This window comes from uncultured Brachyspira sp., assembly GCF_949287625.1.
Classification (GTDB): Bacteria; Spirochaetota; Brachyspiria; order Brachyspirales; family Brachyspiraceae; genus Brachyspira.
Genome location: NZ_CASEGO010000008.1, coordinates 51,451 through 70,769 on the forward strand (window position 1 = coordinate 51,451; position 19,319 = coordinate 70,769).

Genomic DNA, 19,319 nt, shown 5'->3' on the forward strand with positions numbered 1-19,319 from the left:
ATAATGTATAAAAATAAAATATTATATTTGTTTCAAGACTAATTTTATTTATAATTTTTGTAACTAACACACATAGTGCTTTTTTAGTTCTTTTTGTATATTTTATTTATAAGAGAATAAGTTATATGACAATTACAAACATTATATTTATAATTTTAAATAATTTTTATCGATAATCTTTGAAATAAGTCTATTATTACTTTTTATATATAGAGTATGCATACCCCATGACAGCAGATGCGGCAGATACATTTAATGAATCAAAATCATTAAAGGCATTTATTATAATACTTCCGTCAGAGTTTTTCTTTAATATATCTCTCACTCCGCTATGTTCATTGCCGAGTATAATTGCAGTAGGAGTATTAAACTTGAAATCTTCTAAAGATGTATCTCCTTTTTCGCTTGCATAATATATCCAAAAACCTTTATCTTTCATAAGTTCTATAGTTCTGTTAAGATTGGTTTCTATAGAGATTGGAAGATGATAAGCAGCACCTGCAGATATTTCATAAACTTTTTCATTGATAGGAGCTGAGTTATCTTTTGGTATTATTATTCCAGATACATCAAAGAAGTATGCATTTCTGATAATAGCACCCAAATTATGAACATCAGTTATAGAATCTAGTATAAATATTAAAGGATTATCCTTTTTTTCAAGTGCTTTTTGTAAAAAGTTTTCAATACCTATTTCAGCATTTTCTTTTATATCAGCTGCTATGGAATATACTTTTCCTACTATTTTTTCCATCTCATTTTTATCAACATTTTTTATTAATACTTTCTTTTTTTCAGCTAATTTTATAATATCTTTTTCTCTTTTTGATATTGGAAATTTTATATATAAAACTTCTACTAGATTTTTTGATATAGCTTCTGTTATCGCATTTTTACTTGTTATAAACATACTTTATTTTCCTCTGCTAAAGAAAGATCTTATCATAAAAAATCCGCCCATAAGTGCCAGTACTATATTTGGAAACCACATAGCTAAAAAAGGCGGTACCTTTTTACCTCCTGCTAATAATTCAGCTGCTGTTATAAGAAGATAATATATAACTACAACTATTACAGATATTCCAAAACCAAAACCTTTACCGCTTCTTTTACCTACAATTCCTAAAGGAGCACCTATTAATACCATAAATAAACAAGCTGCAGGTATAGATATGAACTTGTAAAATTCAACATAATAAAAATAAGGCACTGATTCATCAATAGCTTTCTCACGTATTGATACCAACTCGGCAGAATTAGTTTTAATATACTCATTAGAAAAAGATGTTATATCTATTCCAGTATTTTGTACATTACTGTATGAATTATTTATCATACCTGCTATTTGTTCATCTACAGATTTATTTGCATTAATTTTAGCTTCATTAATTTTTTTTAATATTTCCCAAGAAGGCATTTCTCTTAATCCTCTTTCATGAGAAGTAAGAGTGCTTACATTTCTAATTATATTAATATCCATAGAATCAAAAACTGTATAGTCATTGGTTACAAATCCGTAATTAGGCATTTCCTGCACCACTCCGTCATAGAGTGTTAATGTTACAACCTGAGAATTAGCTTCATTATTTTTCCATAAGCCATATTTTGCTGTAATAACTCTTTTTGTTTCAGATTTATCATATATTACAACATTTGATATACTTCTGTCATCAGCATATTTTGCTCCTATTGAGAATCCCATATCCGAAATTTCTGTAAACTCTAATTTTCCTACAGCAATAGAAGGTCTTATATTTACCATATATGAAATTAATGCTCTGTATCTGTAATTGGATTCGGACATAATAACATTATTAAAAAATAATGAAAACAGAAAAGTAAAAAAACCTAATATTATTATAGGCATATATATTCTCATATGAGGAAATCCCAAAGCCCTCATAACTATTATTTCATTATCTGAAGAAAGTCTTCCGTATCCTATTATACTTGCCATAAGTATTGACATAGGTATAGTTATAGCTATGTTAAATGGAAGCATATAAACAAAAGTTTCTAATGACATTAGAAGCGGAGCTCCGTTATTCATAATAAGCCTTATTAATTCTGGTAAAAGCTGTATTACAAATACAAATGTAAAAAATAATATACCCGCTAGAAACGGACCTATAGTTTCAAGAATAACATATTTAGTAATTTTTTTCATGTTATATAATGTTTATAAAACTTCCAAATATTAATATTGCTAAAGCCATATATGCTAAATAATCATATATTAAAGGGGCAAACAAAACTAAAACAGCTCTGAATGAACTTTTTATATTAAATGAATACTTAATATTATTATACATAAGTACTATATAATATAACTGCAGTATTAACAGTGTTCCTGCCTGTATCCAATATATAGAACTAAAATTTCCAAATATCAAAGTTATAGGAAGTATAAAAATAAATATTCCATATATACCAAAACAGTTATTAATAAAAGTAGTTATATTCTTTTTGTCATTATTTTTAAAAAATACTGATACTGTAAGATTAATGATGGCTATTTTTACTATATTTGATACTGCAATATAAACAGCTATTGCAAAAGCAAGCAGAAATAATTTTACTATATTACATCTTGAATTTGATGTATATAGTGCTGATACAGCAATACTTAATATAGAAAGTAAATATATCAAAAACGAAGATTCAAAATTAATATTATGCCTCATAGCATATTTGGGATGCATCATGTATAAATATATTGCTTTTGATATTCTCATCAGTTTTCTCCGATATAGTTTGGAATATAAATATACATAGGCACTCCTATATATTTTGTGTTAATAATCTCTTCATATGGTATAGGAAGTGAAGATTTAGGCTTTATATTTTCAGATATTCCAGAAAATAGCATATTAAGTAAATTATCTTTCGGCTTAGGCTTTTTAATAATGTAAGGCTCTTCATCTTTTATGCCGCCCAATTTTGCAGCATCTTTTATAGCGTCCTGCAATGTACCTATAGCATCTATAAGTCCTACGTCCAATGCTTTTTTACCGCTGAACACTCTTCCGTCAAATAGTTCCTCTCTGTTTCCTTTTATTTTATCGCCTCTTGCCTGTTCTACTACATTTGTAAACTGAGCAACAAATTCATAAGTCATATCCTGCCAGTATGCAAGCTCATCTTCTCTAGGTTCTCTGAAAGGGGAGAGCGAATCCTTATTTCTTCCGCTTTTTATTGTATACATTTTTACACCGTATTTATCCATTAAGTCAGAAACATTAAGAAATTGTGATATGACTCCTATACTTCCAGTAAGAGTGGATTCATTAGCATATATTTTATCGGCTATCATAGACATATAGTATCCGCCGCTTGCTGCCATACTTCTAAATGAGGCTACTATTGGTTTGGGATATTTTGCTTTTAAATCATGTAAATATTTTAAAGCTTCTTCACATGAAGTTAAAGCTCCTCCGGGACTGTCTACCTGAAGAACTATTGCTTTTACTTGGGGATTTTTTAGATAGTATTCAAAATCGTCCATAAGTTCTTCGGTTACAGAAGGATATTCCAAACCTATACTGGTTTTTCTCTTTGCATGTGTTATAACTCCAGTCAAATCTATAATAGCAATACCATCTTGCGTATTTGCTGATATTGTATTAATTTTTTTTGTTATTTGTATAGAAGGAGTTTTACTTTCATTGTTAAAAAATAAACTGTATATTCCAATTATAATTGATGCCAAAACCAAAGCTGTAAATATTAACTCTCTTTTACCGCCTTTTTCTTTTTGGATTTTGTTCTTTTTATTTGGGCTGTTTTCTTCTTGGCTGTTATTTTCTTTATTCTCTTTTTCTTCTTCGTATGACATTTTATCTCCTCTTCATTTTCTGTTATTATTTTTTCATTATTGAAATTATCTATATTATCAATATTAATATCATTTTCTGATGTTTCTGTATTTTCTATATAAACATGATCCATATATAAACATACAAATATTACAGGCTCACGACCTATTATCTGCATGAATTTTTTACGCAATGCTTCTCTTACTTCGTATTTTATTGTTGAAGGAGTTCTTTTATTTCTATCGAGCAGTTTTTTTACGGCTGCCATTGCTGAGTTAATTCCTTCTTCTCTGAGCTGTTCTGTTTTATGTATTAAACCTTCTTTTTCTCCTCCGTTATAAGTAAAGCCTTTGCTTTCCAAATCTACTTTTATATCATATTGTCCTGTTTTATTTTTTTTGGCTATTACATTGGCAACAACGACACCATTAAGTGATAATTGTTCTCTGTCATGAAATATACTCTCTTCTAAATCGCCTACGCCTTTACCGTCAACATATATATTTCTAATTTCTATAGGTTCAGCCAATTTTGCTTCTAAAGTTTCATCTATTTCAAGTACATCTCCATTGTAGAGTAAAAATCCTTTAGTATCTAATCCATTTAAATTTTCAACTAATTTTATATGAGTTATTAAATGTCTCTTCTCTCCATGAATAGGTATAAAATATTTTGGCTTTACCAATCTGTACATTAATTTTAAATCTTCGCTTGAAGCATGCCCAGATACATGAAGCAGTTTTTTATCTTCGCCTACCATTTTTGCACCTAGATCAAATAGGTTATTTATCATTCTAGTAACAGCCATTTCGTTTCCCGGTATAACGCTTGATGAAAATATTACCATATCTCCGTCTTCTACCTTTATATGCTTATGAGCCTCTGCTGCTATTAAAGAAAGAGATGAATAAGGTTCTCCCTGCGTTCCAGTAGTTATACATACTATTTTCTCTCTTGGATATCTGTTTATTTTATCTATCGGTATTACTATATCATAAAGATTTAAATATCCCATATCCTGAGCTATTTTAGTAAATTTAATCAAACTTCTTCCAGAAAATGCCACGTATTTATTGTTCACTTTTGCAGCAGTTACTAAATCCTGTATTCTCTCTATACTGCTTGCAAATACTGCAACAATAATCATACCGTCTTCATAAGCAAAAAGAGGCGTCATATTATTTTGAACAACGCTTTCGCTCATAGAAAAACCTTCTTTTTGGCAGTTAGTGGAGTCGGCAAGCATTAAAAGCACTCCGTTTTCTCCGTATTCAGCAAACTTATACAAATCTATAAATTTATCAGTTGTAGGATTTAAATCTATTTTGAAATCACCTGTATGTATTATTATTCCAAGAGGCGTAGTTATAGCAATTCCCACTCCGTCTGGTATACTGTGATTAACTCTTATAAACTCTATATCAAAATTCATACCCAGCTGTATTTTATTTCTAGGCTCTACTTCATATAATTTTGTATCTTTATATTCATTTTTATAATCATTAAGTTTAGCCATTAAAAAGGCTATAGTCAGTCTTGAACCGTATATAGGAATATCTGGGAAGTTTCTTAAAAAATGAGGTATTGCTCCTATATGATCCTCATGCCCATGTGTAAGTATAAGCCCTATAACATTTTTATTTTCCAAATATGATGTATCTGGTATAACATAATCTATTCCAAGCATATGATATCTAGGAAACATAAAGCCGCAATCAATTACTAAAACTTCATTTCCGTATTCTATGACTGTCATATTCATACCAATTTCCTGCACGCCGCCAAGAGGTATGATTCTTATTTTATCATTACTATTCATTTACATTAACTACTTTATTATTTAAATTTTCAATATATCAGACCCATTACTATTTTTCTTTATTTTAACTATAAAAAAATATTAAGTCAAGCTATAAAATAATGTACTTTTTTAGTGTAATAATATTTTTATACAGTAATTATAATATGATTTGTCTAATAAAAAATAATGCATAGCAAGTTTTTTAACCTGCTATGCATACTTATAAAAAAATAATAGAGATTTAGTTTTGCTGATTATCATTCATAATCATGCCGTTTTTTATTATGTATATGTTTTTTCCGTCAGAAACTATTGACATAGCATTTTCATTAGTATCATCTAAAGGCGATACATAATCATATCCGCCGAATTCTCTTCTTAATGAAGCATTTTTATTTAGTATAAAATAATAATATTTACCTAATCTTTCTCCAGTAAAAGCAAATGAATCACCTAAAAACTTAAATGAAGTTATATTATTGTATGAAGGGCTTTCAAAATCATTTCCTATAATATACTCTCTTTCATTTTTACTTGCATTATAAACTAGATTATTATTTGTAGAAAAGTATATATCATTTATAGCATCATAGTTATTAGGAAGTCTTCTGCCGTTTAGAATTATAAAAGATACTCCGTTAGTTTGAGCTCCGTAAGCTAAAAGAGAACTGTCATCAGAGTATTTATAATCATGTATGATATCGTAATTAGTAGTCATATTTCCGCCTACATATAACTGCATAGTATTGTTTGTATTAACATTTATAAATACTAAAGTTTTTCCGTTAGGTGAGAATGACATATTAGTTACCAAATTAAATTCTCCGTAATTTCTTCCATTAGCAATAACACTTGTCATAATAAATTCATTTGTAATTATTGTATTTGAAGTGTCTGCTGCAGGAGGCAAAGACGGAATTTCATTGTATCTTATATTAGTAATAACATTTGTTACAGTCATTAATGCTATAGTGTTTGACTGACCTTTAACAGTTATTCCTTCTTCATTTGTATATACGCTTATATTTGAAAGATTATAATTTGTAATAGTTGAAGTATTAGTTACAATATCATTTGTAATTTCAATATTATTTGTTAATGAATTAGTATTAGTTTGACTATTAGTATCAATCTGAGGCATCATTTTTACAGCATATGCTATACTGTTATTATTAAATGAAGCAAGATCATCAACTAATCTAAAGTTTTCGCTATCGGAAGTTCCAGTAAATATTACAGCATTTCCTTCATTTTCAATAACATATACTATATTAGTTCCGTCATTTGAAAATTTTAATCTGTCTGCTTTAGATGATATTTGTTTTTCTTCGCCGTTAATATTTATATAATATAGTCCGTCTCTTGAATATGAGAAAGCATAGGAATTATCATTTATTACACTGTCAAATAATTCTGAATATTGTACTTTTGCCTCTCCGTTTATAACAGCTATTCCGTAATTCATTAATCTTGCGAATATTATTGAGTTGTTTCCAGAAAAAATAGTTCTTTCTATAGAATCAAATTCCTGTTCAGTATTGCCGTATATTAATACCCACATATCTTTTCCAAGCGAAGTTTTAAGCATTGTAGCAGTTAATGTTCCGTTTGGAAGTATTTTAATAATTCCAGCATCTTTATATCCAGTGAGTCTGCTGTTTTTGTATATTATATCAAAGGTTTTACCTTCATTTGCCGAGTTTTTTTCTATAATTAGGGCATAATTACTTTCTGATGAAATATATGAATTGTTAAGTCTTTCATTATTTTGTAAGGTGTATATTTGAGTGAAAGCTCTTGTATATAACAAAAGAAATAGTATGGATACAATATATAATCTTTTCATAATAATTCCCAATATTAATATGTTTGTATATTTTTTTATATAATCGGAACATTTACAGTCTAAAATTAATAATTATGTAAAATTATTAACTTAAAAAAAATTAAAATTTGACGAGTATTGTGGAAGTATATTTTTATTTGGAGGCTGTATGAAATATAATTATTTAATACTAATTGTTTTTTCTTTTTTAGCATTATCATGTAAGACTGTAGAAAAAAATAATACTCAAACTTCAAATATTGTAAATTTTAATGAAGGCTGGGTAAATGAAAGTAAGTTTATAGCTACATCTATAGGATACCCTAACGGTTATGCTTCAACAGAAGAAGAGATAAAAACAAGTGCTTTTAATGCTGCTTTAGCTTTATCAAAAGTAAAAATTGAGAATGCCTTTGCTAAAGAGCTTCCAAACAGAGAATCTGAAAATACAGAATTAAAAAATATTGTAGAAAAGTATATAAAAGTGGAATATTCAAGTTTTATAGATGATAGGTACTATCAGCTTAAAACAACTGTGGAATATGACAATCTTCTTTCATTGTTAAGGGCTGGAAATATCAAAAAAATGCTTAATTAATTTACATTTTTTTTACGTTTTTAATAATAATTAGTTTTTATTAGTAACTATATTAAAAAGGGGAAAATCGTATGAGCTTAAAAAAATTATGGTTCTAGCTACTTCTATTGTTTTTGCAACTAGCATGTTCCTATTTGCTCAAGGTAAAGTTGATTTGTCTAAAGTACCAGATGGAACATATTTAGGAAACTACAAAGCTACTTACAAAACAAGACAAGGCGATTATCAAGCTAAAGTTACTGTTGCAGGCGGTAAATTAACAAAAGTTGTACTAACAAAATGTGCACATAGCAGCGGACCTGCTAGAGGAAAAGCAGCTTATGACAAAATGATTCAGGCTAATGACATTTATGTTGATGGCGTTAGCGGAGCTACTTGGGCTGCATTAGTAGAAGATGCATTAACAAAATTAACTCCTGCTAAATAATTTTTATATTTAAGAATCTTAATGAGCGTATCTAATATTTAGGTACGCTTTTTTATTATTTTTTATTTTATTTATTATTGAATTTTTTACACTGTTTTTATATTTAAGTTATTTTATTTTGTATATTTTTTATAAAGTATTAATAAATTTAAAAATCGGACTTTAATGTTATGAAAAATAAAATAATTATATTATTAATTTTTTTAGCTGTTTTATTAGTGATTGTTTTTATATTGTCATACGGTAAAATAAAATCAAGAGCAAAAGAGATAAGCAGAGAATACATTGAAAAATATAAGCCTGATATAACTTTTAAAAGTGCCTCTATAGATGAAATTACTTTATCATATATCACATTAAATACATTAATCGAGGTAAAAAATAATCTGCCTTTCGAACTTCCTATAGAAAAAGCCGAAGTTAAACTTATAAACAATTCTGATAAAGTATTTGCTTCTGCTAATTCATTAGATACTTCAGAAAATTTAAAAATACCTGCTAATTCTTCTATATCATTTAATATGAAATTCAAAGCACAGTATTCTGACTTATTTGAAACTGTTATAGATGCTATAAAGTCTAAAAGTTTTAAATGCAATGCCAATATTATTATAACTTTTACTGTATATGGTAAGTATTTTGAGTTTTCTTATGATGAAGAACTAGTATTTATACAATAGGTTTTTATTATTAATATAATAGCTAACTAATATAAAACCTAGTATTTTTTGCAGCTTTTTTGGGCACAAAAAAGTTTATAATTCTATATAAAGTGCATCCGTTGACAAAATAAAATTGTTCCAGTGTATGTTAAATTTAGCAGTTTTAATAATAGACTTGTTTCAAAACTAGTTGACAAGATTATATGTAAAATTTTGATAATTTATAAATAATTAAAATAATGTTTTACATGTTGTATAAACTATTATTTTAGTATATAAACATGCAGTCCTTTTGCTTCTTTGGGTCACCAAAAGAAGTGGGGTTTGGGGCAAAGCCCCAACTATAATTAAAAAAATATTAAATTTAAAAACTATAAATATTAAGAAATTTAGTTTTGAAACAAGTCTATTAATGACAAATAAAAAAATAGTTAATATTTTATTTTTTTATGATTATTGTGTTTTTATATATTATAAATCGGGGAGTATTTATATGAATTATGAAAAATCTAAAGAAGTAGTTGAACTTCTTATAAAAAGAGGCTTAAAAATAACATCAGCAGAATCATGTACGGGAGGATTATTTGCTGCTAGTATAACATCGGTATCGGGTTCATCAGAATGTTTTGAAGGCTCTTTTGTAACTTATTCTAATGAAATAAAACATAAAATGATAAATGTAAAAGAGGAAACATTGGAGAAATATGGGGCTGTGAGTGAGGAATGCGTACTTGAAATGGCAGAAAATAGCCGTAAAATAATGGAAAGCGATATATCAATAGCAATAAGCGGTATAGCAGGACCTTCTGGCGGAAGTGAAGATAAACCAGTAGGTTTGGTATGGATATGTTTGTCAGCTGAAGGTTATATTAAGGCTTATAAAAATATATTTTCTGGAAACAGAGATGAAGTGAGAGAGCAGAGCGTATTATTTTCTTTGAATTTAGTTGAAAATTTCATAAAAAAATGTTAGTCTATATTAACATTAATGTATGCGAATTAAATTTAATAAAAAAATCTAAAAAGTCCATTATAAATTCAAAAAATATTATGTTTACTTGTTGACAAAAATAATTATGTAAACTAATATTCATAAAACGATAAAATAATTATGTAAACTCATTTATATAAACATAATTTTTTTATAAAGTAAACATAACTATAACCGATAATTTCTAAAGATAACTTTTATTAGGTGGTTTCTAATGCAGGACTTTATAAATAAATTGACAAGTCAGATAAAAAATATTTTTGCTAAAACAACAACACTTCAAAAAGCAGTGTTAATAGGTGTTTTAGTAGTAGGTCTTGGGGCTATCATTGCAACAATAATGCTTACATCAAGAAAGACAGGAACATTATTGTTTCAGCAGGCATTGACTCAGGAAGATGCTAGAAATGTTATAGCGGTTTTAGATGCAAATAACATAAGATACCAGTACAGAAACGGCTTTATCACACTTAATAATCAGAATGATAAAGCAAGAGCAGAGTTAGAATTGGTAAAAGAGGGAAGAATGCCTACAGGAGTAGACGGCTGGGAATTATTTGATGCCCCTCGTATTGGTATAACAGATGTTGAGCTTGATATAAACAAAAGAAGATCTTTAACTAAAGCCATCACTCAGCTCTTAACAAAATTAGATTTTGTACAGGAAGCTACAGTTGATTTGGCGTTTCCTAAGAAAGAATATTTAACTGATATAGATTCTCCAGTTACAGCTTCAGTAGTTATCAAAGCACAGCCTTTTAAAGAGGACGTTTTAAGAGACCCTAAAACAGTAAGAGGCTTGCAGCAGTTAATAGCAATGGGCGTTGATAAATTAAAACCAGAGTTTGTTACAATTACAGATAGTACAGGCTATGTATTAACAGATTTTACAGATGAAGCTGCAAATTTAAAATTAAAAGTAGCTCAGGAAGAGTTAAAAATAGTTGACAGAGAAAGAAAAAATATAGAAAATAAAATAAGACAAACATTAGGAAGAATATATACTAACAGAGTAGAAACAACAATCGCATTAGAACTTATATGGGACGATGTTAGTATAACAAACAATTTGGTTCTTCCAATAATATTAAAAGAAGATGATCCTACAACACCTTATGATGACAGTCAGTTTACTAATAAGGTTCAGGTTTCAAGCCGTACAGTAACAGAAGACTGGAAAGGTCAGCAGTTTATACCTCAGGGTGCTGCAGGTGCTGAAGAAAATGTACCTCCGGGATATAAAGATAAAAGCGACAGATGGCAGACATATACAAAAACAGATGCACAGGACAATTATGAATTAAGCAAAAGATATGAAGCTATTAAGAAAGGAAGTTATCAAATAGGTAAAATATCTGCAGCAGTTGCTTTAGACGGCAGATGGACAAAAGTTTATGATGTTAATGGAGATCCAGTAATTACTAACGGCAACAGTTATGTAAGAGAATATCACCCAGTAACAACAGAAGAGATAAGAAATGTTACATCATTAGTACAAGCGGCTATAGGTTATGATTTGAAAAGAGGAGACCAAGTAAGTGTAACACATATTCAGTTTGACCATTGGGACAGATTCAATGCTGAAGATGCTAAACTTATGCGTGATAGATTTATAAAGAAAACATTAATAATAACAATGATTTCTTTACTAATATTGTTTGTATTAGCATTAGTAATAAGAGCTATACAGAAAGAACTTGCTAGAAGACGCAGACTTAGAGAAGAAGAGCTTGAACGCAAACAAATGGAAATGCGCAGACAGGCTATGATGAATGCTAATGAAGAGCCTATAAGCGAAATGAGTTTGGAAGATGCTGCACGTAAAAAACTTATGGACGAAGTTATACGTGTAAGCCATGAAAGACCAGATGACGTTGCTCAGTTGTTGCGTACTTGGATGGCAGATGATAAAAGTTAATTTGTAAATTAAAAAAATTGAGTTATAAATAAAATTAGGAGAAAAAATTATGGCTGCAGAAAAAGAAAAAGATAAAAAACAACGTGTTTTGAGCGGTCGTCAAAAGGTTGCTATATTCTTAGTATCTCTAGGAATGGAAACTTCAAGCGAAATATTCAAACATTTAAGGGAAGAAGAGATAGAACAAATAACATTTGATATCGCGAGACTTGAAAATATAGAAGCTGCTGATAAGGATGCAGTATTTAGAGAATTCCAAGAGATGATGATAGCTCAGGACTTTATAACTCAAGGCGGTATAGATTATGCAAGAGACTTGCTTGAAAGATCTGTAGGAAGTCAAAAGGCAAGCGATATCATAAACAGACTTACTTCCTCATTACAAGTTAGACCTTTTGATTTTATACGCCGTACAGACCCTGCACACTTGCTTAACTTCATACAAGGTGAGCACCCTCAGACTATAGCACTTATTTTGGCATATTTGGAAGCCCAAAAAGCTGCTAGTATATTAGGTGCTTTGCCTACAGAAATACAGCCTGATGTAGCTAAGCGTATTGCCATAATGGACAGAACTTCTCCTGAGGTTTTAAGAGAGGTTGAAAGGGTACTTGAAAGAAAACTTTCTACTCTTGCTAGTGAAGACTTTACTTCTGCCGGCGGTATAGATTCTATAGTAGAAATCATTAACAGTGTTGACAGATCTACTGAGAAAAGTATTATTGAGAGCTTGGAAGAAGATGATCCTGAACTTGCAGAAGAGATCAAGAAACGTATGTTTGTATTTGAAGATATCGTTTTACTTGATGACAGAGCTATACAGAAAGTACTTCGTGAAGTTGATTCAAGCGATTTGGCTAAAGCACTTAAAAGTGTTGATACAGATGCTCAGGATAAAGTTTACAGAAACATGTCCAAACGTGCTGCTGCATTGCTTAAAGAGGATATGGACTTTATGGGACCTGTTCGTCTTAAAGACGTTGAAGAAGCACAGCAGAAAATTGTTAATATCATACGTAAACTTGAAGAACAAGGCGATATTGTTGTTGCCCGTGCTGGTGAAGATGAAATGGTTGTATGATGTAAAAATATATGCTTGATTATTAATATTATGGAGTTTTAATTATGCCAGAAAAGGTTTTTAAATCTAAAAGTATTGTAGAGCTTACTCAAAAAGTTAATATTGCTGTACCTCATCATAAATCACAGGAAGAACTTGATTATGAAGAGTCACAGGAAGAATATAAAGGTCCTTCTATTGAAGAGATTGAGGCTGAAATTGCAGGGCTTAGAGCACAGTGGGAAGAAGATTTAAGAGATATGAGAAGAAAGGCTGTTGATGAAGCAGATAGAATTATAGAAGATGCTAAAACTCAGGCCTTTGAAATATTTAAATCAAAACAAAATGAGGCACATGTTATTTCCGAACAGGCTAAAGTGGATGCTTCAAGGATAATACAAGATGCTAATGCTGAAAAAGAAAAAATACAAAGCGAATCCGAATCTATTAAAGATGCTGCATACAAAGAAGGTTATGCTAAAGGATATGATGAAGGATTTGAGAAATCTTTTTCCGACAGCAATAATGATTTGATTAAATTAACAGAAAAAATGAAAAAAATATTAGCTGAGACTATTAATAAAAGAAATGAAATAATAGATGCAGCAGAAGCTCAGGTTATTGAAGTAGCTGTACTTATAGCTAAGCGTGTAGTAAAAATGCTTACAGAAAGAGACAAAGGTATAGTTATTAGAAATATTCAGGAAGCTTTAAGAAGAATTAAAGGAAGAACAAAAATCACTATTAGAGTTAATATTGATGATTTGGAAGTTTCTGCCAGACATAAAGATGAGTTCTATCAAATGCTTGATAAGATAGAAGGCGTAACAGTACTTGAAGACCCTAACGTTGATGTGGGCGGCTGTATGATAGAAACTGACTTCGGCGATATTGATGCTAGAATAAATACTCAGCTTAATGAGATAGAAACTGCTATTAAAGAAGTTGAACCTATAAAAGGTTTTTAATATTAAGATATTGTTAATTAAAAAATTTTTGTTATTAATTTGTAATAGGGCTTGCTGATGATAAAAGATGAAAATGTAGATTTTATTAAAGAGGTAAGAAAAACATTTGACAAGTACAGAAAAGTAGTTGATGATGTTGCTTTATTAAAATCTTACGGAAAGGTTAAAGAAGTTATAGGTTCTTTAGTAATAAGCGAGGGACCATTTTGCAAACTTGGGGATATGTGCCGTATATATATGAATGATGACACTTATCTTGATGCTGAAGCTATAGGTTTTAGAAATCAAGATGTTCTTTTAGCTACTTTCGGACCTGTTAATGGAATAACTTTCGGTAATATGGTTTATTCTTTTGAAAGACCTTTATCAGTTATGTGCTGCGATGAGATATTAGGTACAGTGCTTGATGCCAGAGGAAAACCTCTTGCAGGAGGCGGGCATAATTTTTATGAAACTCCGGTTCCAGTATCTCACAATGCTGTAAACCCTATGAACAGACCTAGAATAAAAAAGCATATACAAACTGGTGTTAGAGCTATAGACGGACTTCTTACAGTAGGACAAGGGCAGCGTATGGCTATAATGAGCGGTACTGGAGTAGGTAAATCTACACTTTTGTCTATGATAGCTAGAAATACCAATGCTGATATTAATGTTATAGCATTAATTGGTGAAAGAAGAAGAGAGGTAAGAGATTTTATAGAAAGAGACCTTGGAGAAGAGGGATTAAAAAGAAGTATATTAGTAGTTGCTACAAGTGATGATGCTCCGCTTTTGAGAGTGCGTGCTGCTTATACTGCCACTACTATAGCTGAATATTTTAGAGATAAAGGCAAAAATGTTATGTTTATGGTTGATTCTGTAACACGTTTTGCTTTGGCTCAAAGAGAAATAGGACTTTCTAGAGGTGAGCCTCCTACAACCAGAGGTTATACTCCAAGTGTATTTTCAGAGCTTGCTAAACTTTTGGAGCGTACTGGTACTTCTAATAAAGGGACTATTACTGCTTTTTATAATGTATTAGTTGAAGGTGATGATTTGGACGAACCTATTACTGATGCTGTTAGAGGTATATTAGACGGGCACATAGTTTTATCAAGAGATTTAGCAAATAGAGGGCATTTCCCTGCTATTGATGTTAATAAAAGCATATCGAGGATTATGAATGAAGTAGTTTCCAATATGCATAAAAAGGCAGCAAGAGAATTTTTAAAGATGAGTGCTGATTATAATGAGGCTAAAGAACTTATAATGATTGGCGGTTATGCTAAAGGCAGTATGCCGGACGTTGACAGAGCTATTGATTATAAGCCTATGATGGATAGATATTTGCAGCAGGACGTATACGAAGTTTCTAGTTTTGCTGACAGTAAAGAGGCTCTTTTATCTATGTTCTATTCGCAGGAAGAGATAGAAGAGGATTTAGTAAACAGCGGAGATGTAAAAAGAGCAGAAGACAGAACAAATATTTCCGACAATGTAGAATATGCTAATAATGATGTTGTTATACTTTAGATAAATTAAAAATTGTTGGATTTATTGCAGTATGAAGAGATTTAATTTTAATTTGGAGCCTTTATATAAACTTAGAAAAAATATAGAAAAGCAAAGGCAGGCTGAAGTAGCTGAAGTTTCTGCTGAATATAATAAGGAGCGTGACGGAAAAGATAATTGTCTTTTTAAAATTAGCGAAGGTATAAGAATTGTAGACAGTATAGAAGATGATAATGAAATGGTTTCTATGAGTATTTATTTGGGAGAGTATATAACTGCTTTGAACTCTCAGATATCTATACATGAAGACAATATGGCTGAAATTAGTGTAGAGCTTAGAAGAAGGCAGGAAGTTTTGCAGGAGGCTTCAAGACAAAGAAGGGCTGTTGAATTATTAAAAGAAAAGAAATTATTAGAATATAAAAAATTGATGAATAAAGAAGAACAGGCTAAGCTGGACGAATGGAAGAAAGAATATGTATCCAGCGATGCTTATGAATATTAAGAGGTATTATTATGATAGAATCTGTACAAAGAATACAATCAAGAATAGGGGAGATTCAGGAAACTTTTAATAAACTTGGATTTGCTCCTATTAATACTCCGCTTCCTTCAAAACCATTTGCTGAACATTTAAATGAGGCTATGGCTGAAAATAAGGTTAATAGTGTAGAAGCTAATAATAATTTGGACGGTTCTGTTATTAATGATACTAATAAAAAATTAGATAACGGCAAAGTTATTAATGGAGATACTTCTTCAGATGCTTTTAAAGGAAAAATATCTTTTGGAGTTTATGAAGGAAATACAAATAATTTTGCTAAGGCTATTAATGCATATAAAAAGGCTTCAGTAGAAAGTTTCCCTACTAAGTATGATGATATAATTAAAGAGGCAGCTGAAAAATATTCTTTGCCAGAGAACTTGATTAAAGCTGTTATAAAACAGGAATCAAACTATGTACCAAATGCTGTTAGTCATAAGGGTGCTGTAGGTTTGATGCAGATAATGCCGCAAACTGGCGTAGGCTTGGGTATTACAGATGAAGAAATGCTTAAAGATCCGTATACTAATATTATGGCTGGAAGCAAGTATTTATCTCAAATGTTAAACAGATATGACGGAAGACTTGATTTGTCGCTGTCTGCTTATAATGCAGGACCTAATTTGGTTGACAGACTTAAAAGAATTCCTAACATTGAGGAAACACAAAATTATGTTAAAAATATTATAGGATATATAAAGTAAAGTTAACATAACTAAAAAATAATTAGTTTGCTTGACTTTTTTATTCTGTAATTTTATAATATTTTACAAAACCGCCCGCTTAGCTCAGCAGGTAGAGCATCACCATGGTAAGGTGAGGGTCATCGGTTCAATCCCGATAGCGGGCTTTTGTTCATTATTATAAACCAAAAAAATATCACACACTATAAAAGAGGATTTATGAGAGTAAAACTTCTAGCGGTCATAGTGTTTTTTTTGACAGTTATGCCGCTTTCATACACATTCGATAAAACTCCGTATTATGTAAACACAGAAACTTATGACTCATACAGAGAGCTGTTAAGAGGGGTGCATTATTATAATCAGGAACGTTATGATGCTGCTATAGCTAGTTTTAGAAACTCTCTTAATACTAATCCTACTGATAAGTTTATAAGGTATTGGTACAGCAAATCATTATATAAAGCTGGATACATGTCTTTGGCTATTAATGAATGGCTTAATATTGCAAGAATGGGATATGAAGATCCTATAATACTTTCTAAAATTAATAAATACGATTCTGCTAATGCCGTAGAAGAGAAAAAAGATATACTTAGTAATTTTATTTACTTGAAAGCATTTTCTACTAATGCTAATTTCTTAAAAAATATTAATCAGCCTATACAGATACAAACTATGTCTGACGGTACTTTGTATGTTCTTGATTACAGCGATTCATCTTTAAAAAGATTTGATGCTAACGGCAATATGATTAATAAAATATCTTATGGTAAAAGACTTGAAGTTGCTCAGCCAAGCTGGTGGAGAAAGGCTTTGCAGTTTATAGCAAGAGTTTATCCTTATGAAAAACTTGAAAATCCTAGAGGCTTTACTATTGATAATATTGGAAATATATATATAGCAAATACTAAAAGAGATAAAATATTTAAATATGATTCTAATGGAAATTATATTACTAATATAGGCGTATCTGGTATAGGTGACGGTCAATTATTAGGACCTTCATCTGTTTTTGCTGACAATGACAGTAAATTGTATGTTTCTGATACTGGAAATAATAGAATAGTGGTATTTGATATAGAAGGAAATTTTTTATACAGCTTTGGAAAACTTGGTGAAAATGAAGGCGAATTATTTTCTCCAGCTGGTATAGTAGTAAATAATCAGTATATATATATTGCTGATATGGGAAATAAAAGAGTACAGCAGTTTGATCTTAACGGAAATTATATAAGAACTATTAAACATGCCTTATTTAATGAGCCTAGAGGACTTTCTTTTGCTAAAGACGGAAACCTCTATATAGCTGACGGAAGCAAAGTTTTTTATTATGATATAAATGCTGATACTTTTACTATATTCAATAATTCTGAAAGATATACAGCTACTCCTACATCAGTATCAGAAGGACCTAATGGGGATATATATCTTACTGATTTTATGTCTGGAAGAGTTGATGTTTATACTAGAAAAGAAGAGTATTATGCTAATTTAGATGTGTTTGTAGACAGAGAGTATTTAAATAAATTCCCTGTGGTTGTTGCTTCTGTTACAGTAAGAGACAGAATGGCTAATCCTGTTATAGGGCTTACTGCTGATAATTTCTTTGTTAAAGAAAACTCAAGTGTTGATTATAAAGTTGGTTTTTATGATGCACCAGAACTTCATGAGTATAGATTTGTATATTTGATAGAAGACAGTGCCGCAGCAAAACCTTATGAAAACAGAATAAAAGAAGAAATCAGCAACTTTACTATGAACTTACAAGGAAATGATGAAGTTTTGGTTATACATTATAATGATCAGGTTTATAAGGCTGATAATTATGATGCAAGAAATTTAAGAATACTTGAAAATGCAAATAACTTCCATTTTGCAGGCGGTATATCTGCTTTAGATGATGCTTATTATGAAGCTGTAAGACTTGCAGGAAACAGCTTTAAGAAAACAGCTATAATACACTTTACAGTAAGCAGTCCTGATGATGAAGTGTTTAATATGATGAACTTCAGCGATATTGCTAGTTTTGCTAAAAATAATGCTATATCTTTGAATCAGGTTTATATAGGTGCTGAAAAGTCTAATTATTTCTTAGACTTGATGACAGAAAATACATACGGATATACTATAAATGCTGATTTATCTGTCAATTATTCTGCCGAACTTGAAAGAATGAAGAATATTAATTTTGGAAGATACTATATATATTACAGCAGTTTTAGAAATCTATCTCAGTCCGGACAGTTTAGAGCTTTGAATGTAAGGGTTCAGTATAGAGATATGTACGGCGAAGAAGAAGTGGGATATGTGATACCATAATAAAATATTAATATATAAAAATTAAGGCTTTTCTCTTTATGGTTTTATATAGAAGAGAGAAGCCTTATTTTTATGATATTAATTAATTTCAAAAGTATAATGCGTAACGGCTTCATCAGGACGGAAATAATCGCTGCCATTGTCTTTAATTATTTTTAACATATCAGCCATAGCTTTATAGTATAAGAAATAATAATCATACTTTTTGTAG

The 19,319-nt window shown here is 30.1% G+C and carries 17 protein-coding genes, 1 tRNA gene and 1 pseudogene (1 of these 19 running past the window's edge); 12 read left to right on the plus strand and 7 right to left on the minus strand.

The window, feature by feature from the left end:
* Positions 1 to 196: 196 nt before the first annotated feature.
* The 6 genes from rlmB to Q1X91_RS03220 form a co-directional block, all read right to left on the minus strand.
* Positions 197 to 910, minus strand: coding sequence for a 23S rRNA (guanosine(2251)-2'-O)-methyltransferase RlmB (rlmB, locus tag Q1X91_RS03195; RefSeq protein WP_300753352.1), 714 nt, complete (start codon positions 908 to 910; stop codon positions 197 to 199).
* A gap of 3 nt (positions 911 to 913) precedes the next feature.
* Positions 914 to 2,167: an LptF/LptG family permease gene (locus tag Q1X91_RS03200; RefSeq protein ID WP_300753353.1), complete on the minus strand. Its 1,254-nt coding sequence runs from the start codon at positions 2,165 to 2,167 to the stop codon at positions 914 to 916.
* 1 nt (position 2,168) lies between these two features.
* A complete protein-coding gene (locus Q1X91_RS03205; protein ID WP_300753355.1) occupies positions 2,169 to 2,735 on the minus strand; it encodes a hypothetical protein in 567 nt (188 codons plus the stop codon).
* Positions 2,735 to 3,835, minus strand: coding sequence for a signal peptide peptidase SppA (gene sppA, locus Q1X91_RS03210; protein WP_300753357.1), 1,101 nt, complete (start codon positions 3,833 to 3,835; stop codon positions 2,735 to 2,737). The genes Q1X91_RS03205 and sppA overlap by 1 nt, the downstream gene beginning before the upstream one ends.
* Complete coding sequence (locus Q1X91_RS03215; protein ID WP_300753359.1) at positions 3,727 to 5,634, minus strand: ribonuclease J; 1,908 nt, start codon at positions 5,632 to 5,634, stop codon at positions 3,727 to 3,729. The genes sppA and Q1X91_RS03215 overlap by 109 nt, the downstream gene beginning before the upstream one ends.
* Positions 5,635 to 5,857: 223 nt before the next feature.
* Positions 5,858 to 7,462, minus strand: a complete 1,605-nt coding sequence (locus Q1X91_RS03220; protein WP_300753361.1) for a hypothetical protein — start codon at positions 7,460 to 7,462, stop codon at positions 5,858 to 5,860.
* A gap of 148 nt (positions 7,463 to 7,610) precedes the next feature.
* On the opposite strand from Q1X91_RS03220, the gene Q1X91_RS03225 reads away from it, so the two are divergent.
* The 12 genes from Q1X91_RS03225 (at position 7,611) to Q1X91_RS03280 (ending at position 19,108) form a co-directional block, all read left to right on the plus strand.
* Entirely contained in the window at positions 7,611 to 8,039 is a 429-nt protein-coding gene (locus tag Q1X91_RS03225; protein ID WP_300753362.1) for a hypothetical protein, read from the plus strand.
* An 88-nt stretch (positions 8,040 to 8,127) separates the two neighbouring features.
* Entirely contained in the window at positions 8,128 to 8,466 is a 339-nt protein-coding gene (locus tag Q1X91_RS03230; protein ID WP_300753363.1) for an FMN-binding protein, read from the plus strand.
* Positions 8,467 to 8,636: 170 nt separating this feature from the next.
* Positions 8,637 to 9,146 carry a hypothetical protein gene (locus tag Q1X91_RS03235; RefSeq protein ID WP_300753365.1) on the plus strand — a complete coding sequence of 170 codons (510 nt, stop codon included), beginning with the start codon at positions 8,637 to 8,639 and terminating at the stop codon, positions 9,144 to 9,146.
* A gap of 475 nt (positions 9,147 to 9,621) precedes the next feature.
* Positions 9,622 to 10,101, plus strand: coding sequence for a CinA family protein (locus tag Q1X91_RS03240; protein ID WP_300753367.1), 480 nt, complete (start codon positions 9,622 to 9,624; stop codon positions 10,099 to 10,101).
* 232 nt (positions 10,102 to 10,333) lie between these two features.
* A complete protein-coding gene (gene fliF / locus Q1X91_RS03245) occupies positions 10,334 to 12,037 on the plus strand; it encodes a flagellar basal-body MS-ring/collar protein FliF (RefSeq protein WP_300753369.1) in 1,704 nt (567 codons plus the stop codon).
* 49 nt (positions 12,038 to 12,086) lie between these two features.
* Positions 12,087 to 13,118, plus strand: coding sequence for a flagellar motor switch protein FliG (gene fliG, locus Q1X91_RS03250; protein WP_096736440.1), 1,032 nt, complete (start codon positions 12,087 to 12,089; stop codon positions 13,116 to 13,118).
* Between the two features lie 44 nt (positions 13,119 to 13,162).
* Positions 13,163 to 14,065 carry a flagellar assembly protein FliH gene (gene fliH, locus Q1X91_RS03255; RefSeq protein ID WP_008731029.1) on the plus strand — a complete coding sequence of 301 codons (903 nt, stop codon included), beginning with the start codon at positions 13,163 to 13,165 and terminating at the stop codon, positions 14,063 to 14,065.
* A 57-nt stretch (positions 14,066 to 14,122) separates the two neighbouring features.
* Entirely contained in the window at positions 14,123 to 15,580 is a 1,458-nt protein-coding gene (locus Q1X91_RS03260) for a FliI/YscN family ATPase (protein WP_300753378.1), read from the plus strand.
* A 31-nt stretch (positions 15,581 to 15,611) separates the two neighbouring features.
* Complete coding sequence (locus Q1X91_RS03265) at positions 15,612 to 16,064, plus strand: flagellar FliJ family protein (RefSeq protein ID WP_300753379.1); 453 nt, start codon at positions 15,612 to 15,614, stop codon at positions 16,062 to 16,064.
* 11 nt (positions 16,065 to 16,075) lie between these two features.
* Positions 16,076 to 16,807, plus strand: a complete 732-nt coding sequence (locus Q1X91_RS03270; protein ID WP_020004301.1) for a lytic transglycosylase domain-containing protein — start codon at positions 16,076 to 16,078, stop codon at positions 16,805 to 16,807.
* A gap of 73 nt (positions 16,808 to 16,880) precedes the next feature.
* A tRNA-Thr gene (locus Q1X91_RS03275) sits at positions 16,881 to 16,953 on the plus strand.
* Positions 16,954 to 17,005: 52 nt separating this feature from the next.
* A complete protein-coding gene (locus Q1X91_RS03280; RefSeq protein WP_300753382.1) occupies positions 17,006 to 19,108 on the plus strand; it encodes a 6-bladed beta-propeller in 2,103 nt (700 codons plus the stop codon).
* 78 nt (positions 19,109 to 19,186) lie between these two features.
* Here Q1X91_RS03280 and Q1X91_RS03285 read toward each other — a convergent pair.
* Positions 19,187 to 19,319: pseudogene (locus Q1X91_RS03285) on the minus strand (hypothetical protein); its annotated part runs 512 nt beyond the window's last position; the annotation flags it as partial.

What these genes read in the sequence shown, in the direction of transcription:
- Q1X91_RS03205 (WP_300753355.1), bottom strand. Translation starts at nt 2,735, where the DNA reads ATGAGAATATCAAAAGCAATATATTTATACATGATGCATCCCAAATAT.
- Q1X91_RS03235 (WP_300753365.1), top strand. Translation starts at nt 8,637, where the DNA reads ATGAAAAATAAAATAATTATATTATTAATTTTTTTAGCTGTTTTATTA.
- Q1X91_RS03225 (WP_300753362.1), top strand. Translation starts at nt 7,611, where the DNA reads ATGAAATATAATTATTTAATACTAATTGTTTTTTCTTTTTTAGCATTA.
- Q1X91_RS03215 (WP_300753359.1), bottom strand. Translation starts at nt 5,634, where the DNA reads ATGAATAGTAATGATAAAATAAGAATCATACCTCTTGGCGGCGTGCAG.
- fliH (WP_008731029.1), top strand. Translation starts at nt 13,163, where the DNA reads ATGCCAGAAAAGGTTTTTAAATCTAAAAGTATTGTAGAGCTTACTCAA.
- Q1X91_RS03230 (WP_300753363.1), top strand. Translation starts at nt 8,128, where the DNA reads ATGGTTCTAGCTACTTCTATTGTTTTTGCAACTAGCATGTTCCTATTT.
- sppA (WP_300753357.1), bottom strand. Translation starts at nt 3,835, where the DNA reads ATGTCATACGAAGAAGAAAAAGAGAATAAAGAAAATAACAGCCAAGAA.
- Q1X91_RS03200 (WP_300753353.1), bottom strand. Translation starts at nt 2,167, where the DNA reads ATGAAAAAAATTACTAAATATGTTATTCTTGAAACTATAGGTCCGTTT.
- fliF (WP_300753369.1), top strand. Translation starts at nt 10,334, where the DNA reads ATGCAGGACTTTATAAATAAATTGACAAGTCAGATAAAAAATATTTTT.
- rlmB (WP_300753352.1), bottom strand. Translation starts at nt 910, where the DNA reads ATGTTTATAACAAGTAAAAATGCGATAACAGAAGCTATATCAAAAAAT.
- Q1X91_RS03280 (WP_300753382.1), top strand. Translation starts at nt 17,006, where the DNA reads ATGAGAGTAAAACTTCTAGCGGTCATAGTGTTTTTTTTGACAGTTATG.
- Q1X91_RS03240 (WP_300753367.1), top strand. Translation starts at nt 9,622, where the DNA reads ATGAATTATGAAAAATCTAAAGAAGTAGTTGAACTTCTTATAAAAAGA.
- fliG (WP_096736440.1), top strand. Translation starts at nt 12,087, where the DNA reads ATGGCTGCAGAAAAAGAAAAAGATAAAAAACAACGTGTTTTGAGCGGT.
- Q1X91_RS03270 (WP_020004301.1), top strand. Translation starts at nt 16,076, where the DNA reads ATGATAGAATCTGTACAAAGAATACAATCAAGAATAGGGGAGATTCAG.
- Q1X91_RS03260 (WP_300753378.1), top strand. Translation starts at nt 14,123, where the DNA reads ATGATAAAAGATGAAAATGTAGATTTTATTAAAGAGGTAAGAAAAACA.
- Q1X91_RS03265 (WP_300753379.1), top strand. Translation starts at nt 15,612, where the DNA reads ATGAAGAGATTTAATTTTAATTTGGAGCCTTTATATAAACTTAGAAAA.
- Q1X91_RS03220 (WP_300753361.1), bottom strand. Translation starts at nt 7,462, where the DNA reads ATGAAAAGATTATATATTGTATCCATACTATTTCTTTTGTTATATACA.